This is a genomic window from Streptomyces sp. NRRL S-87 (assembly GCF_000719335.1).
Taxonomy (GTDB): domain Bacteria; phylum Actinomycetota; class Actinomycetes; order Streptomycetales; family Streptomycetaceae; genus Streptomyces.
Map to the genome: position 1 here is coordinate 1 of NZ_JOGB01000012.1, position 14970 is coordinate 14970.

Sequence of the window (14970 nt, forward strand, 5' to 3'; positions counted from 1 at the left end):
GGGCCTGCCGCTGGGGGTACCTCCCAGCGGTAGCTGGGGGAGGCCTGCAGGCCGCCCCTGTCAAGCGCCGAGGGGACCCACACACCACGGGACGGCCCCACGAAGCGAGCCCACCCCGACACCGGCCGGCACACCACAGTGCCGCCACGTCGGGTAAGGGAGGCTGCAAAGCTACCGGCCGTCACGGCGTGCGGTGAGCTCGCCCTGCACGTACGCGTCGGCCTCTACCGAGTACGGCCCGCCGTGGTCGAAGAGCAGGTCGGTGATCCGCTGCCATTCCGCGACCTCGGCCGCGATGCCTGCGTCCGCATCCGCATCCGCATCCGCATCCGCGTCCGTATCCGCGTCCGTATCCGCATCCACATCCGCATCCGCGTCCACGAGTTCGCCCGCTGCGTGCCTCGCCTCGTCGAGGGCCTCTGCGGCCTGGTGGTGCGTCATGCCGGTGGCCCGGCGACGGACCCGGTCGCGGGCCTCGTGCTCGGCGGGAGTCGGCTCGTGCGGCTCGCCCACCGCTTCAGGGTCCTGAGTCATGGCTGGTGTCCCTTGCCTGAGTGCTTCGTCGTCCGCGCTCGCGTACCCCGTACAGCCGGAAGCATCCACGCCCGGCCTCAACGCGTCCTGCTCTGCCGTAGCCGGCGGCCCGGGCCTAGGCTGGCCCGATGACCGTACTGCACGGCGACGCGCTCGAGCTGCGCCCCGCCACCGCCGAGGACGTGCCCGCCCTGGCCGCCATCCGGGCCACGCCGGAGGTCCGGGCCCGCTGGCGCGGCGGCGCGGACCTGGCCGGCGAGGTCGCCGAGGACCTCGCCGACCCGGACGTCACCTGCCTGACGATCCGCCACCGGGGCACGATCGTCGGCATGATCCAGTGGCACGCCGAGGACGAGCCCGACTACCGGCACGCAGGCATCGACCTCTTCCTGGACCCGGCCGTGCACGGCCGGGGGCTGGGCACGGACGCCGTGCGGACGCTCGCCCGCCACCTCGTCCACGACCACGGATTCCACCGCCTCGTCATCGACCCGGCCGCCGACAACACCCCCGCCATCCGCTGCTACACCAAGGTCGGCTTCCGGCCCGTCGGCATCATGCGCCAGTACGAGCGCGGCGCTGACGGAACCTGGCACGACGGCCTGCTCATGGACCTGCTGGCGGACGAACTGCCGGACTGACCGCGCCGGGAGCAGGAGTGCGGCACGACGGGCCCACCGCCCCAGGACGCTCGTACACGGTGACACTCCGACCGCCGCCCACAGCCGTGTGGCGAACGATGAACTCCTCCTCCAGGAGCCGAAGTTTGACCCGATCCCGACTGTTGCCCGGCACCCGAGCGCCCGCACCCGAACCCGCACCCACGCCCGCACCCGCACCCGAACCCGCACCCACGCCCGCACTGGCACCGGCACGCGCCCCCGCCCCCGCCCCCAACCCGACCCCCACATCATCGGCGACCAGGACCACCCTTCTCTCGCACCGCATCGCCCGGGCGACGTCCCGCGGACCGGCCTCGATCCCGTGGAGCGTGCCGGACTCCACCGGGCCGCGGCCGAGCGCGAGGTCGCGAAGTCCCCGGAAGGCGTCCGGCGTCGTGAGGGCGGTGTCCCGCCGGGCGGCAGGTACGAACAGCACCCCGCCGCCCGCCCCGCGGACGGCAGCCACGCTCGCGGCGGCCGCCCGGACGTCGTCCACCCGCCCCTCGGCACCGCGCAGCCGCAGCTCGACCGGCAGCAGGGCGAGGAACACGAGGACCGTGGCCACGCCGAGGTACGCCCCCGGTCGGACGCGCGACCGCGCGGCGAGCTCCGCGAGCAGCGCGCCGGCCATCAGGGCGGTCCCGAGCCCGGCGTAGAGCACGTACCGGGTGAGGTACAGCGGCTGTACGGCGAACGAGGCGGCGAGCAGCGCGAGTTGCGGCACGGCACCCAGCGGCACCGCCACCGCGGCGAGGCTCGGCCGCCGTCCCGCGGCGCCGCCCGTACCGCCCACGCGGCCCGGACAGGGCCGCCGGGCGCGCGGCAGCACGGCGCAGCCCGCCACCAGGAGCAGCCCGGCGGCGACCCCGGCCAGCGTGAGCCCGTCGACCGGCCGGATCCACGACACCTGGCCCGACTGGCTCCGGCTCGCCCACACCAGCGGCCCGGCACCGAGCACCGCCGCACCCGCGGCGAGCAGCCAGCGCAGCGTCACCGCTCTCGGCGGCCGGACCGTCACGAGCGTGACGGCGTGCGCCAACAGCACCGGCAGGGAGAACCAGTTGAGCAGCGCGCCCGCCAGTACCGCACCGGCGTAGCCGGCCCAGAGGGCGCGGGCACGCGGTCGGTCCAGCCCGGCCACCAACAGCCGGGTGGCAAGCGCGACCGCAGCCGTGACCAGGGCGTACGGCCGTCCCTCCTGCGCGTACTGCTGCATCGGGGGCAGCAGCGCGACGGTGAGCCCGGCGCCCAGGCCCGCCCAGCGGCCGGCCAGACGTGCGCCCAGGTCGGCGGTGAGGGCGGCCGCGACGGTCATGGCCAGGACGGAGGGCAGCCGAAGTGCGGTGAGCGAGTCGCCGGCGACGGCGAACACCCCGTGGACGAGGGCGTAGTAGAGACCGTGGACGAGGTCCACTTCGCCGAGCATGCGGGCGAGTTCGGTGAGGCTGCGGTGGGCGACCTGCCAGGTCGCGGCCTCGTCGCGCCAGAGCGATCCCCGGCGGGTGATCCCCCACAGACCCAGCGCGAGGGCCAGGGCGGCGGGGAGGGCCGCCGTCAGCGAACGGGACGGCGAACGGGACGGCGAGCGGGGCGCCGGAGCGGGTGACGCGTCGGGGGACGGACCGGGTGACGGATCCGGTGACGCGTCCGGCGGCCGATCGGGTACCGGCGCGGGCGGGCGCCCGGGGAGCGGCCCAGGCACCGGCACGGGAGGCCGGCCGGGCGGGCGTACGGGAGGCGGCATCACGGGGGCTTTCACGGGGTCTTCACGGGGGCTTTCACGGGAGCGCCGGTGGCTCGGGGGCGCAAGCGCGGCTCGGGGCGGCGTGGGTCAACGGGTGCCGCCCGGCAGCGGTGCTCGGCTGACCCGTATCTTCGACTGGCCGTGCGGCCGCTCCTCCCAGTCGTCCATGAACCGCGCGTGCAGCCCGTGCGCGCGGGCGAGCGCGAGCAGCGTCTCGGTGCGGTAGTAGAAGTCCTCGCGGAGCACCTGGTGCTCGGCGCCCTCGGTGCGGTCGAAGGTGAAGTCGAAGAACCCGGTGTCGGTCAGTACGCGTCCCACGTGCGCGAGGCACTGGTCGATCACCGGAAGCGGCGAGTGGGAGAAGACGCTGTGGGCGTGGACGACGTCGAAGTGGCCGTCCGGCAGGAAACCGAGCGTGAGGTCGTCCGTGATGGTCAGGTGCGGGAGCTTGCCCTGGAGCCCGCGCTCCGTGAGGGTCCGCTTCGCGGCTATGAGGATGTCCGGCGAGATGTCGATGCCGTAGTAGTTGCCGGCGTCGAGGTGCCCGATGAAGCGCCAGCCGCCGCGCAGGTTGCCGCAGCCGATGTCGAGCATGCGGTGTTCCGGGCGCAGCCCGTGCTCCACGAGGTACTCGTACTGCATCTGCCCGAGGGCCAGCCAGCGGTCATGGGTGCGGCTGCCGACGGCCGCCTCCGGGTTGCGCTTGGTGTCGGAGGCCATGACGGCCCGGTAGTAGGCGACGTGGTCGTCGCCGAACTGGCGGCGCAGCAGCGCGTCGCGGGTGGCGCGGCGCAGGTACGGGGCGACGCGGCCCGGGTTGCGGAGCGCGTAGCCGACCTTGTGGGTAAGGGCGGAGCGGTTGCTGTTCAGCTTCTTCGGGGACCTGGCGTTTTCGGGCATGCCGAAGCGACCTCCTTGCTCGGTGCTGATGAGAAACGTGGGGTGGGAGATGAGGAGACGAGGTGAGGCGGGACGAGGCGGAGCGGCAGGGCCCGGAGGCACCGCGCAGGCGGCCGGGACAGGCGGCGCCTCCCGGGCAGCCGGAACAGGCGACCGGGACAGCCGGCCCCGCCCGGGCACCCGGCATCGGTGACGCCACTCAGGCAGCCGGCACAGCCGGCCCCGCCCGGGCAGCCGGAATCGGCGACGCCACTCAGGCGGCCGGCACGGGCGGCGCCTCCCGGGCGCCGCCCCGGTCACCCCCGCGAACCGCGGCCGGGCGTACGGCGGTCAGACCCGCCGGCGCAGCAGCAGCGTCGTGACGAGCAGCAGGACCGCGGCGAGTCCGCCCAGCAGGGCGGTGTCGGTCCACTGGAAGGTCCAGTAGTCGGAGACGGGGTTGGCTTCGTAGAAGCGGGAGACGTACCCGTGCCGGCTCATGCACCGCTCCAGCTCGGGACTGGAGGGGAAGGGGCAGTTCTCGATGCCCTCCCGCCCGCCGGACGCGTTGATCATGCCGTAGTGCCCGGCCGACCACTTGTCCCCCATGGGCACCTTGGGCACGGACCCGGGGGTGACGTACACGTGCGGTGCCACGAACAGCCGTGTCTTGTGGGCCCACTCCAGGAATCCGACGACCGCCGCGGTGACCAGCAGCGTCAGGGCCATGCCGGACATCACCCGGCGGACCAGCAGGCCGGCGAGGGTGCCGACGGCCAGGCCGAAGAGGGCGGCGGCCACGGTGCGCGGGCCCGACCCGCTCAGCGCCGCGGCCCCGTACCAGAAGATGCCGTAGCTGCGGTCGGCCGCCGGCCTCCACCACCAGGTGAACAGCAGGGCCAGCAGGCCGGAGACGGCCACGGCGCTCGCGGCGGCCAGGGCCAGCCGTGCGGCGAACCACTGGGTTCGGCCGACGCCCTGGGAGAGCACCATGCGGTGCGTGCCCAGTTCCCGGTCCCGGCCGAGCAGCGGTGCGCCCCAGAACATGCCGATCAGGACCGGCAGGGCCATGTTGAACCAGCCGAGCAGCTCAAGCGGTTGGACGTCGAGCTGCAGGGGCATGCCGTCCGGGCCCGTGCAGTACAGGGGGCCGGGGTCGCAGTGGGCGAACAGGCCGCTGTCCAGGTCGGACAGCATGCCCGAGCGGGAGCGCACCGCCGTCGCAGCGGCCGCGGCCAGGACGGCCGCCGCGGTCAGGACCAGTGCGCGCTGCTGGCGCCAGGCCAGCCAGAAGGAGCCTTTCACTCCGCATCCTTGTCGTTCGTGCCGCGCACGCCGTGCGCGTCGTTCTCGTCATGTACGCCGGGCCCACCGGGCCCGCCGACCCCACCAGACCCGCTATCCCCACCGGGCCCGCCGTCCCCACCGCACCCCGGATCGCCGCCCGCACGGAGGTGGCCGAGGAGCACGTCCTCCAGAGTGGGCCGCCGCTCCAGCCAGTCACCGCCCAGCGAACCGTTTCTGCGGATGAGTGCGGTCAGCTGCCGGCCGGTCGTGCGGCTGTGCACGACGGTGTGGTCGGCCAGGTCCGCGACACCGTCGCGGTGTCCGGTGACCAGGGCATGACCCTCGCGCAGGTCGTCGGCGTCGCCGCTGAGCGCGACCCGGCCCTCGCGGAGCAGCACCACCCAGTCGCAGGTCTGCTCCAGCTCGGCCAGCACGTGCGAGGAGAGCACGATGCTCGTGCCGCGCTCGGCGGCCTCGGCCATCAGCGTGGCCATGATCTCCCCGCGGACGAGCGGGTCGAGGTTGGCCAGCGGCTCGTCCAGCAACAGCAGTTCGGGGCGCTTGCCGAGGGCGAGGGCCAGCGCCACCCGGGCCCGCCGACCCGGCGACAGGTCCCCCACCCGGGCGGTCAGGGGGATGTCGCCCTCCCGTACGGTCCGCTCGGCCGCGCCCTGGTCCCACGAGCGGTTGAGCCGGGCGCCCAGGCGCAGGGTGTCCGCCACGGTGAACCGCGGGTAGAGCGGCTGTTCCTGGGTGAGCAGCGCGACCCGGGCGCGCGCCTCGTCGGTGCCCGGTGCCGCGCCCAGTACCCGCACCTCGCCCGCGGCCGGGCTCAGCAGGCCCCCGGCCAGATGGAGCAGGGTGCTCTTGCCCGCGCCGTTGCGGCCGACCAGGGCGGTGATCCGGCCCGGCGGCAGGTCGAGCTCGCAGTCCCGCAGCGCCCAGGCGCCGCGCGCACGGTACCGGTAGCCGAGTCCTGTGGCGCGCAGTGCGGCCGGCCCGGTGGTCCCGGTCATGCGTCCTCCTGTGTGGTGTTCGTGTCGTCCAGGGCAGCGGTGAAGAGGGCGAGGATGTCCGCCCGGTCCAGTCCCGCCGCCCGGGCCCGCGCCATCCACGCGGCGAGCTCCGCACGCAGCGGGGAGTCCGCCTCCGTGCCGGGGCGCGCCAGCGATCGCCTGACGAACGTGCCGAGGCCGCGCCGGGCCTCGACGAGGCCGGCCCGTTCCAGCTCGCGGTACGCCTTGAGCACGGTGTTGGGGTTGATGGCGGTGGCCTCGACGACCTCCTTGGCGGTCGGCAGCCTGTCGCCGACCTGGAGCGTGCCCATGCGCAGGGCCTGCTCGGTCTGGCGCACGATCTGCACGTACGCCGCGACGCCGCTCGACCGGTCGATCTGGTACTCGACCACGTCCACCTTCCATGCTTTCACTAATTGAGTAGTGAAAGCATGGATCCAGGTCCGCCCCGCTGTCAAACGCCCCCGGGGTCGGGGGCCGGGAGGAGGCGCCCCCGCGGCCGGGGGCCGGGAGGAGCCGGCCCCGCGGCCGGGGGCCGGGAGGAGGCGGCCCCATAGACTTGTGGCGTTCCGCACTGACCGAACGAGGCGAGGAGCCGACGGAGTGAAGGCCGACCAGCCCGGAGACGGCGCCGCCGAGCGGCATGAGAGGTGGCTGCAGAGGGGGGTGGCGCTGCGCGCGTTCTTCTACATCTTCGGCACGCACCTGTTCGCCGGCTTCGTGTGGCTGCTCTTCTACGTGGGCGAGCACGCCAAGAAGTGACCTCCGCCCGCGCCTGCGAACCCTCGGGCGCCCGTGGTGGCGCCCGGGCGCCGGCGAACCCGGTGCCCCGCCCTGCCGGCCCCCGACCGCCCGGGGCCGCAGGCTCACGCACGGGCAGGCCGGACGGTCGAATGGACCAAGGTCACGGCATCGGATTGGCCCTACTGGGGAGGCCAGTAGCTGCCTAGGCTCGGCAGCGTGACCAACACCGTTGACTTCTACTTCGACCCGATCTGCCCGTTCGCCTGGATCACCTCGCGCTGGATCCTGGAGGTCGAGCGCCAGCGTGAGCTCGACCTGACCTTCCGCGTCATGAGCCTGTCGGTACTCAACGAGGGCCGCGAGGACCTCCCCGAGCGCTACCAGCGCCTCATGGAGACCGGCTGGGGGCCGGTGCGGGTCTGCATCGCGGCGGCGCAGGAGCACGGTGAGCACGTGCTGCGCGACCTGTACACCGCCCTCGGGACCCGGCTGCACGACGCCGACCGGCCCGCCGACGACGCCGTGATCCGAGAAGCGCTGGCCGAGGCCGGACTGCCGGTGGAGCTCGCCGCGGCGGCGCACCGCACCGACTACGACGAGGCGCTGCGCAAGAGCCACCACCAGGGCATGGACCCGGTCGGCGAGGAGGTCGGCACGCCCACCCTGCACATCGACGGCACGGCGTTCTTCGGCCCCGTGCTCACCGCGATCCCGCGGGGCGAGGACGCACTGCGCGTCTTCGACGGGGTCCGGCTGCTGGCCGGGTACGACCGGTTCTTCGAGCTCAAGCGGACCCGCACCGGGTCGCTGGACTTCTCGTGAGGAGGAACCGCACCGTGCCGAACACCATGAACGCCACGAACACCATGAGCGCCACGAACACCACGAACACCACGAACACCACCGGGCCCACCGCCGCCACCACGGCCCCCGCCACCACCGCTGCCCCCGCCACCGCCGCCCCCACCCCCAGCACGCGGACCTCGGACACCGCCCGGACCGCCGCCACCGCCGCCTTCTTCCGCTCGCTGCACGTCCCGGGCGAACCCCTCGTCCTCCCCAACGCCTGGGACGTCGTCTCCGCCCGTCTGGTGGCCGGGGCCGGCGCCGCCGCCCTGGCCACCACCAGCGCCGGTGTCGCCTGGTCCCTCGGCCACGGCGACGGCGGCCACCTCGCGCGCGACGAGGCGCTGGCCGCACTCGGCCGGATCGCCGAGGCCGTCGACATCCCGGTGACCGCCGACATCGAGACCGGGTACGCCGAGGACCCCGAGGGGGTGGCCGAGACCGTCCGCCGCGTGCTGGCCGTCGGGATCGTCGGCGTGAACCTGGAGGACGGACTGCGCCCCGTGGCGGAGCAGACCGAGCGGCTCGCCGCCGCCCGCGCCGCGGCGGACGCGGCGGGCGTCCCGCTGTACCTCAACGCCCGCATCGACACCCACCGCCTCCTGCCCGCCGGTACGCGCGACCGCTGGCTGCCGGAGACCCTGGAGCGGGCCCACGCGTACGCGGCCGCCGGCGCCGACGGCGTCTTCGTCCTCGGCACGCTCCGCGCCGACGAGGTGCGGGCCCTGACCTCGGCCTCGCCCGTGCCGGTCAACGTGTCCGCCGGGCCCGGCAGCCTACCGGTCGCCGAGCTCGCCGCCGCCGGTGCCGCCAGGATCAGCGCGGGCGCGGCGCTCGCCGAGGCGGCGTACGGACTGGCCGCGCGCGCCGCGCGGGAGCTGCTCACGGAGGGCACCACCACCAGCCTGGAGGGCGGCCTGGACTACCCGACCCTCAACTCCCTCCTGCTCGCGACCACGGAGGGCACCCGCCCGGCTCCCTGACCCGCTCCCGCAAGCTCCCCGACCGGCTCCCCGGCGTGACCTCAGCGGTCCTCCTCTAGAGTTCCCCCTACGGACCTCAGCAGGCCGCAGAACCGACCGCAGAACCGACGGAGGAACCACCGTGACCGACCTGGCGCCCATGACCCTGCAGCAGGAGATCGCCCGGGATCTCCAGGTGCCCGCGACCTTCGACGCCCAGCAGGAGATCGAGCGCCGGGTGGCCTTCCTCGCCGACCGGCTCCTCGAGTCGGGCCTGCGCTCCCTGGTGCTGGGCATCAGCGGCGGCGTGGACTCCACGACCGCGGGCCGGCTGTGCCAGCTCGCGGTCGAGCGGGTCCGCGCCACAGGCCGGGAGGCGACGTTCTTCGCGATGCGCCTGCCGTACGGCACCCAGGCCGACGAGAAGGACGCGCAGCTGGCGCTGGACTTCATCCGGGCCGACCGGGTCCTGACGGTGGACGTGCGGCCGGCCAGCGACGCCGCGCTGGAGGCCGCCCTGGCCGCCGGCACCGCCTTCCGCGACGCGCACCACCAGGACTTCGTCCACGGCAACATCAAGGCCCGCCAGCGCATGGTCGCCCAGTACGCGGTTGCCGGCGCCCACGACGGCCTGGTGGTGGGCACCGACCACGCCGCCGAGGCGATCTCCGGATTCTTCACCAAGTTCGGTGACGGCGCCGCGGACCTGGTACCGCTGACGGGTCTGACCAAGCGCCGGGTACGGGCCGTGTCCGAGGCCCTCGGCGCGCCCGCCGAGCTGGTCTGGAAGACCCCGACCGCCGACCTGGAGACGCTCGACCCGGGCAAGCCGGACGAGGACGCGCTCGGCGTCACGTACGACGACATCGACGACTTCCTGGAGGGCAAGCCGGTCGGCGAGCCCGCCTTCAGGGCCATCGTGGACCGCTACCACCGCACCGAGCACAAGCGGCAGCTGCCGATCGCCCCCTGACGCGAGAACGTGCGGAGCCCGGGCCGGATCCCGCGTCCGCACGGGTTGTTCACTTGTTCACTCCAGGATCACGAAGATCACACCGGTGCGTGGGCGGGTCGTCCCCCGCGCCGGTGAGGGTGCGTGCGCGCTGAAGACATCAGCGTCCCTCCGCCCGAAGGACCCCATGTGAACCGGAACCGCACCATCTCCCGCGGTGTCGCCTCCGCCGTGGCCCTGCTCGCCGTCGCGACCGCGGGCAGCAGCGCCTCGGCACAGGACCTCGACCGGCCCGTGCACGCCGGCCGCCCCCACTTCTACGGGACGAAGACCCCGTACGCGCCCCAGCAGCACCCCGAGGACCTGCCGCCCGCGCCGCGCGGCTACACCCCGGTCTTCGCCGAGGTCGTCGCCCGGCACGGCTCGCGGGCCATGTCCGACGGCGAGGACGCGGAGGCGGTGCTCCGGCCGCTGGAGTCCGCGCACGCCACCGGCGCCCTGACCTACCTCGGCGAGCGGCTGCTCCCCCAGGTGCGCGCGCTCGGCGCCGCGGCGGCGGCACTCGGGTACGGCACCCTGTCCGGCCGCGGCGCGCGCGAGCACCGGGAGATGGCCGAGCGGCTCCACGGGCGGCTGCCGCGGCTGTTCGAGGCGGCCGTCGCCGGCCACGAGCCGATCGAGGTCAGGACCTCGGGCCAGGCCCGGGCCGTGGCCAGCGGCCGCTCGTTCACCGACGGGCTGACGGCGGGCGACCCGGGCCTGGCGGGTCTGGTGCAGGCCCCGGTCACGGACAAGAACCTGCTGTACTTCCACAAGCAGCCGCAGAACGCCGACTACCAGGCGTACGTCGCCGGCGACCCCGACCTGGCCGCGGTGCTGGCCCGCATCGACGCCGACCCGCGGACCGGCCGGACGGCCGCGCACGTCGCCTCCCGGCTGTTCGACGAGGAGTTCGCCGCCGCGCTGCCGGCCGCGGACCGGGTGGCGTTCGCCCGGTCCCTGCACGCGTTGTACAGCTCGGCGCCCGACCTCGCGGACGAGGCGCCGGACGTGGACCTCGACCCGTTCCTGACGCCCCGGGACGCCGAGTGGCTGGCGTACCTCGACGACGCCGAGGAGTTCTACGAGAAGGGGCCCGCCTTCCGCGGCCGGACGATCACCTACGGCATGGCGGGCGTCCTGCTCGACGACCTCTTCGCACAGGTCGAGGCCAAAGCGGCGGGACGCAGCGACAACGCCGCCGCACTGCGCTTCACCCACGCCGAGGAGCTGATCCCGCTGGCCGTGCAGCTCGGCCTGCCGGGCAGCACGCTGCCCGCGGCCGCCGACGAGCCGTACTCCTACGACAACAACGACTGGCGCGGCGAGCGGGTGGCCCCGATGGCGGTGAACGTCCAGTGGGAGCTGTACGCCCGGACCACCCCCGACGCCACCCGGACCGCCCCCGACGCCGCCGGGACCCCCGCCAAGGCCCCGCGGCACCTCGTGCGGATGCTGTACAACGAGCGCGCGACGGCCTTCAAGCCCTCCTGCCGCCCGGTCGCCCCGGGCAGCCGCTTCTACGACCTGGCGGAACTCGAGCGCTGCTTCGGCCGCGCGCAGTGAGGCCGTGAGGACCCCGTGGCCGGCAGCCGTCGGCCACGGGTGGCGTCGGGCAATCCGTTCGACGGGGGAGCGGGGACCGGCCTAGCCTCGGCGGGTGGACCACTCGGAGCTCATCAGGTTGTCGCTGCGCGCGGCGCTGATACCGTGCGCGGCCCTCGCGCTGCTGTGGGCGGCGCGGTGGTGGCGCAACCGGCTCGTCGCCCGGCGCCTGGCGGCCCACGGCGTCGACCCGTACTACGCCCTGCTCCTGACGGACCGGCAGGACGAGGCGGTGGTGGCCGCGGCGGCCGAGCTGCTGGCCGCCGGACTCGTCGAGGTGGACGCCGAGGGCGAGGTGCGGCCCACCGCGGCCGGCCGCGACCCCGGGCGCACGCCCGACCGCCGGGCCCCGGCCCTGCTCCTCGACCTCGTCCGGGGGCGCCACTACCCCGTGCGGCTCGGCCACCTCGTGGCGAACGGCCGACTGCCCGTGCAGTTCCAGGCGTTCGCCCTGGCGTACACCCGGAACCTGCCCCGCTGGGCGCAGGCACGGGAACGCGGCGCCGCCGGCTGTCTCGTGACGGTCCTCTACCTCTACTACGCGGCGGTCCACTACGGGATGCTGCTCGGCCTCCTCACGGACCTCGCACCGTACGGCCCCGACGACCTGCCGGCCGCCGGGACCGCCCTCGGTGCCCTCGCCCTGCTGGCCGTGCTCCCGACGGTGTGGCGGCGGATCCGACCTCGACCGGACCGCGCCGACCGCGTCCGTGCGTTCTGCGCGGACATCGGCGCACCCGTCGCGGAGTCGGTCGGCGCCCGCCGGCGCACGCTGCTCGAACGCAGCCTCGAACCGGCGGACTGCCCCCACTGCGCGGACGCCCCGACCTGGCTGGCGCCGGACCCCTTCCCCGCCGCCGTCTGAGCACGTCCGGACGGCCGCGCCCCGGCGGGGCCCCTGACCCGCTCTCCGGAGCCGGTCCACAGGTAGAACACAAACCCACCCTTCCCCGGATTAATCGTTTGCGGGGCACCGCGGGCACCCGGGACCATGGCCCGTTGTGAGCAATCCCCGCCGCCTGACCGCGCTCCTGCCCGACCTGGCCCCCTGGCGCTCCAGCCGCGATTTCCGCTTGCTGTTCTGGCAGGGCACGGTGACGTTCCTCGGCTCGTTCATGGCCATGATCGCGCTACCGCTGCAGATCAAGGGCCTGACCGGATCGCCGCTCGCGGTCGGCGCGATGGGCGCCGTGGAGCTCGTACCGCTGGTGGTCTGCGGACTGTACGGCGGCGCGCTCGCGGACGCGGTCGACCGGCGGCGGCTGATCCTCCTCACCGAGGCCGCCCTGGGCGTGCTCGCCCTGGTCCTGCTGGTCAACGCCCTGCTGCCGGACCCGCTGCTGTGGCCGCTGTACGTGGTGGCCGCCGGCGTGTCCGGACTGGCGGGCCTGCAACGCCCGGCCCTCGACTCCCTGATGGCCCGGATCGTGCCGCACGACCAGATGACGGCGGCCGCCGCCCTCAACTCGATCCGCTACAACATCGGCGCGATCGCCGGCCCGGCGCTCGCCGGTCTGGTCGTGGCCTACGCGGGCTACGCCGCCGCGTACGCCGTGACGGCGACCGGCTTCGCGGTCTCGGTCCTGCTGTGCTCCCGCCTCTCCCCCGCGCCGCCCGCACACGGGGCCGAACGACCGTCGCTGCGCGGCATCGCCGAGGGCGCGCGCTACGCCTGGAGCCGGCCGGTGCTGCTGGGCACGTACGCAGTGGACCTGGCGGCGATGTTCTTCGCCTTCCCCAACGCGATCTTCCCGTTCCTCGCCGACGAGCTGGACGCCGTGTGGGCGCTGGGCCTCATGTACGGGGCGGGGGCCGTCGGATCGCTGCTCCTCGGCCTCACCAGCGGCTGGACGTCGAAGATCCGCCGGCACGGCCTGCTCGTGCTGTGCGGCGCGGCGCTCTGGGGCCTGGCCGTCGCCGCCGCCGGCTGGTCCGCGAACATCTGGCTGGTACTGCTGTGCCTCGCCGTCGCGGGCGCCGGGGACATGCTGAGCGGACTGGGCCGGGCCACCATCTGGAACCAGACCATCCCGGACGCACTGCGCGGGCGGCTGGCGGGCATAGAGGTGCTGTCGTACAGCGTCGGACCGCAGCTCGGCCAGGTGCGCGCGGGCACGATGGCGGGCTGGACCGGTACGCGGGCCGCCTTCTGGACGGGCGGGGTGGCGTGCGTGGCGTCGGTGGCGGTGCTGGCCGCGCTGCTGCCGAAGCTGTTCACGTACGACGCCCGGACCGACGCCGACGCACTGGCGCGCCGCGCCGCCAAGGCGCCCGCCGACACCGGATCCGCAGGCAGCCCGACCGCGGGGAACACACCCGCCCCCACCGCTCCTGCAGTCACAGGGCCCGAGGGCACGGGCCCCACGGACGCGGGTTCCCCGGACACGCTGGCAGGCGCCCGGCCGTAAGGATCACGCAGAGCGGACACCCGGGCCCCACCTCACTCACCCCACGGGCCGCAATCCCCGGGGCGCGATCCCCGGGCCGCAATCCACATCCCCGGGCCGCAATCCAAGCGACTTCCACCCCCCGGCCGGAGAGAATGCCACCATGAACGATCATGGACTCGACTCCGCCGCGACCCCCGACTTCCGCACCAAACCCACCCTCACCGGCGAAGTCGTCCGGCTCCGACCGGTCACGGCGGAGGACGTCCCCGCGCTGCTGCCGATGTTCCTCGACCCGGAGGCCACCCGCCTGACCGGCAGTCACGGCGACGACGCGGCCGACCCGGAACGGCTGCGCGCCTGGTACGGCTCGCGCGGCGATCAGGACGACCGCCTGGACCTCGCCGTCGTCGACCGGACGTCCGACCGCGTCGTCGGCGAGGCCGTGCTCAACGACTGGGACGCGGACAACGAGAGCTGCGGCTTCCGCATCAGCCTCGTTCCGGCCGCCCTCGGCCGCGGCCTCGGCACGGAGGCGACGCGCCTGATCGTGGGCCACGCCTTCGAACGCCTGGGCCTGCACCGGGTCTCGCTGGAGGTGTACGCCTTCAACCCGCGCGCCCGCCGCGCGTACGAGAAGGTCGGCTTCGTCGCCGAGGGCGTCCTGCGCCACGCACTGCTCTGGGAGGGTGAACGGGTGGACGCCACCGTCATGTCCGTCCTGGCACCCGAATGGGCCCGGCACCGGGGCAGGCCGGCGCAGGCTGCCACCGGAGCCGTCTGAGGCACCCATCGGGCCCCGGAGACGGGCCAGGGAGACGGGCCAGGGAGACAGGCCCGGGAGACGCGCCAGAGGGACGGGCCGGACACGGGCCCGGGGCGGGCGGCACAAGCCGCGGCGCGGGGCGTCAGCGGCCGCGCCCCGGGGCCGAGTCGGCCACGGCGTCCACACAGACCGAGCAGTACGTCTGACCGGCGTCGGGGGCGCCGGCGTCCAGCATGCCACCGCACAGGGCGGCCACGTTCTGGCCCGCCACCACCAGGTGCCAGACCGGCTGGCCGCCCTCGGCCAGGCCCGCGTGTATCTCGTACATGCCCACGCACCTCCCATGTCCGGGGGCCCGCCGCGGGGAGCGGGGGCCGGTCGGACGCGTGTAGGGTCCTCCGCCATGGTGCGGCCCCGCGCACCGGCCCGCATGCCCAGCGGCGCCTCGCGGACCACGCCGAACGCCGGAGGCGGACCCGCGCGGAGAAATCTGTGGTGCTCGGGCCGTGACCTCCCCTGCCGGCCGTCGTTGAACAGGCCGGTCAAG

At 74.6% G+C, this 14970-nt stretch carries 16 protein-coding genes; 9 read left to right on the forward strand and 7 right to left on the reverse strand.

Annotation, left to right across the window (positions count from 1 at the left end; translation table 11 throughout):
• Positions 1-171: 171 nt before the first annotated feature.
• Entirely contained in the window at positions 172-534 is a 363-nt protein-coding gene (locus tag IF43_RS41560; protein WP_037887934.1) for a hypothetical protein, read from the reverse strand.
• 128 nt (positions 535-662) lie between these two features.
• Here IF43_RS41560 and IF43_RS0109765 point away from each other — a divergent pair, with 128 nt between their 5' ends.
• The gene (locus IF43_RS0109765) at positions 663-1175 is read left to right on the forward strand and encodes a GNAT family N-acetyltransferase (protein WP_030196882.1); all 513 of its coding nucleotides are present in this window, start codon (positions 663-665) and stop codon (positions 1173-1175) included.
• Here IF43_RS0109765 and IF43_RS36295 read toward each other — a convergent pair.
• From IF43_RS36295 to IF43_RS0109790, 5 genes are all read right to left on the reverse strand, one after another.
• Positions 1141-2622: a glycosyltransferase family 39 protein gene (locus tag IF43_RS36295; protein WP_063753297.1), complete on the reverse strand. Its 1482-nt coding sequence runs from the start codon at positions 2620-2622 to the stop codon at positions 1141-1143. The two genes, IF43_RS0109765 and IF43_RS36295, sit on opposite strands and share 35 nt — an antisense overlap.
• A gap of 405 nt (positions 2623-3027) precedes the next feature.
• Complete coding sequence (locus tag IF43_RS0109775; RefSeq protein ID WP_030196887.1) at positions 3028-3840, reverse strand: class I SAM-dependent methyltransferase; 813 nt, start codon at positions 3838-3840, stop codon at positions 3028-3030.
• 330 nt (positions 3841-4170) lie between these two features.
• On the reverse strand, positions 4171-5124 hold the full coding sequence (locus tag IF43_RS0109780; RefSeq protein WP_030196890.1) for a transporter: 954 nt from the start codon (positions 5122-5124) through the stop codon (positions 4171-4173).
• A complete protein-coding gene (locus IF43_RS0109785; protein ID WP_078910030.1) occupies positions 5121-6122 on the reverse strand; it encodes an ATP-binding cassette domain-containing protein in 1002 nt (333 codons plus the stop codon). Before IF43_RS0109785 ends, IF43_RS0109780 begins: the two co-directional genes overlap by 4 nt.
• Positions 6119-6535, reverse strand: a complete 417-nt coding sequence (locus IF43_RS0109790; protein ID WP_037887936.1) for a GntR family transcriptional regulator — start codon at positions 6533-6535, stop codon at positions 6119-6121. Before IF43_RS0109790 ends, IF43_RS0109785 begins: the two co-directional genes overlap by 4 nt.
• 190 nt (positions 6536-6725) lie before the next feature.
• Between IF43_RS0109790 and IF43_RS42070 the strand changes: the two genes are divergently transcribed.
• The 8 genes from IF43_RS42070 to IF43_RS0109830 all read left to right on the forward strand — a co-directional run bounded on the left by IF43_RS42070 (position 6726) and on the right by IF43_RS0109830 (position 14441).
• Positions 6726-6884, forward strand: a complete 159-nt coding sequence (locus IF43_RS42070; protein WP_199922705.1) for a DUF6126 family protein — start codon at positions 6726-6728, stop codon at positions 6882-6884.
• 198 nt (positions 6885-7082) lie between these two features.
• Entirely contained in the window at positions 7083-7688 is a 606-nt protein-coding gene (locus tag IF43_RS0109800; RefSeq protein ID WP_234332056.1) for a DsbA family protein, read from the forward strand.
• A 14-nt stretch (positions 7689-7702) separates the two neighbouring features.
• Positions 7703-8695, forward strand: a complete 993-nt coding sequence (locus IF43_RS0109805) for an isocitrate lyase/phosphoenolpyruvate mutase family protein (RefSeq protein ID WP_234332058.1) — start codon at positions 7703-7705, stop codon at positions 8693-8695.
• A gap of 121 nt (positions 8696-8816) precedes the next feature.
• A complete protein-coding gene (gene nadE / locus IF43_RS0109810; protein ID WP_030196905.1) occupies positions 8817-9647 on the forward strand; it encodes an ammonia-dependent NAD(+) synthetase in 831 nt (276 codons plus the stop codon).
• A gap of 168 nt (positions 9648-9815) precedes the next feature.
• Positions 9816-11231 carry a histidine-type phosphatase gene (locus tag IF43_RS0109815; RefSeq protein ID WP_030196908.1) on the forward strand — a complete coding sequence of 472 codons (1416 nt, stop codon included), beginning with the start codon at positions 9816-9818 and terminating at the stop codon, positions 11229-11231.
• Positions 11232-11325: 94 nt separating this feature from the next.
• Entirely contained in the window at positions 11326-12135 is an 810-nt protein-coding gene (locus IF43_RS0109820; RefSeq protein ID WP_030196912.1) for a hypothetical protein, read from the forward strand.
• Between the two features lie 136 nt (positions 12136-12271).
• Positions 12272-13678 carry an MFS transporter gene (locus tag IF43_RS0109825; protein WP_078910031.1) on the forward strand — a complete coding sequence of 469 codons (1407 nt, stop codon included), beginning with the start codon at positions 12272-12274 and terminating at the stop codon, positions 13676-13678.
• A 142-nt stretch (positions 13679-13820) separates the two neighbouring features.
• Positions 13821-14441 carry a GNAT family N-acetyltransferase gene (locus IF43_RS0109830; RefSeq protein WP_030196923.1) on the forward strand — a complete coding sequence of 207 codons (621 nt, stop codon included), beginning with the start codon at positions 13821-13823 and terminating at the stop codon, positions 14439-14441.
• A gap of 124 nt (positions 14442-14565) precedes the next feature.
• On the opposite strand, the gene IF43_RS0109835 is transcribed toward IF43_RS0109830, so the two are convergent.
• Positions 14566-14751 (reverse strand): hypothetical protein, encoded by a 186-nt coding sequence (locus IF43_RS0109835; RefSeq protein ID WP_030196924.1) that lies wholly within the window; start codon positions 14749-14751, stop codon positions 14566-14568.
• Positions 14752-14970: the final 219 nt, after the last annotated feature.

Excerpts from the sequence above, each read along its gene's own strand:
- IF43_RS41560 (WP_037887934.1), bottom strand. The coding sequence starts at position 534 with ATGACTCAGGACCCTGAAGCGGTGGGCGAGCCGCACGAGCCGACTCCC.
- IF43_RS0109765 (WP_030196882.1), top strand. The coding sequence starts at position 663 with ATGACCGTACTGCACGGCGACGCGCTCGAGCTGCGCCCCGCCACCGCC.
- IF43_RS36295 (WP_063753297.1), bottom strand. The coding sequence starts at position 2,622 with ATGCTCGGCGAAGTGGACCTCGTCCACGGTCTCTACTACGCCCTCGTC.
- IF43_RS0109775 (WP_030196887.1), bottom strand. The coding sequence starts at position 3,840 with ATGCCCGAAAACGCCAGGTCCCCGAAGAAGCTGAACAGCAACCGCTCC.
- IF43_RS0109785 (WP_078910030.1), bottom strand. The coding sequence starts at position 6,122 with ATGACCGGGACCACCGGGCCGGCCGCACTGCGCGCCACAGGACTCGGC.
- IF43_RS0109830 (WP_030196923.1), top strand. The coding sequence starts at position 13,821 with ATGAACGATCATGGACTCGACTCCGCCGCGACCCCCGACTTCCGCACC.
- IF43_RS0109835 (WP_030196924.1), bottom strand. The coding sequence starts at position 14,751 with ATGTACGAGATACACGCGGGCCTGGCCGAGGGCGGCCAGCCGGTCTGG.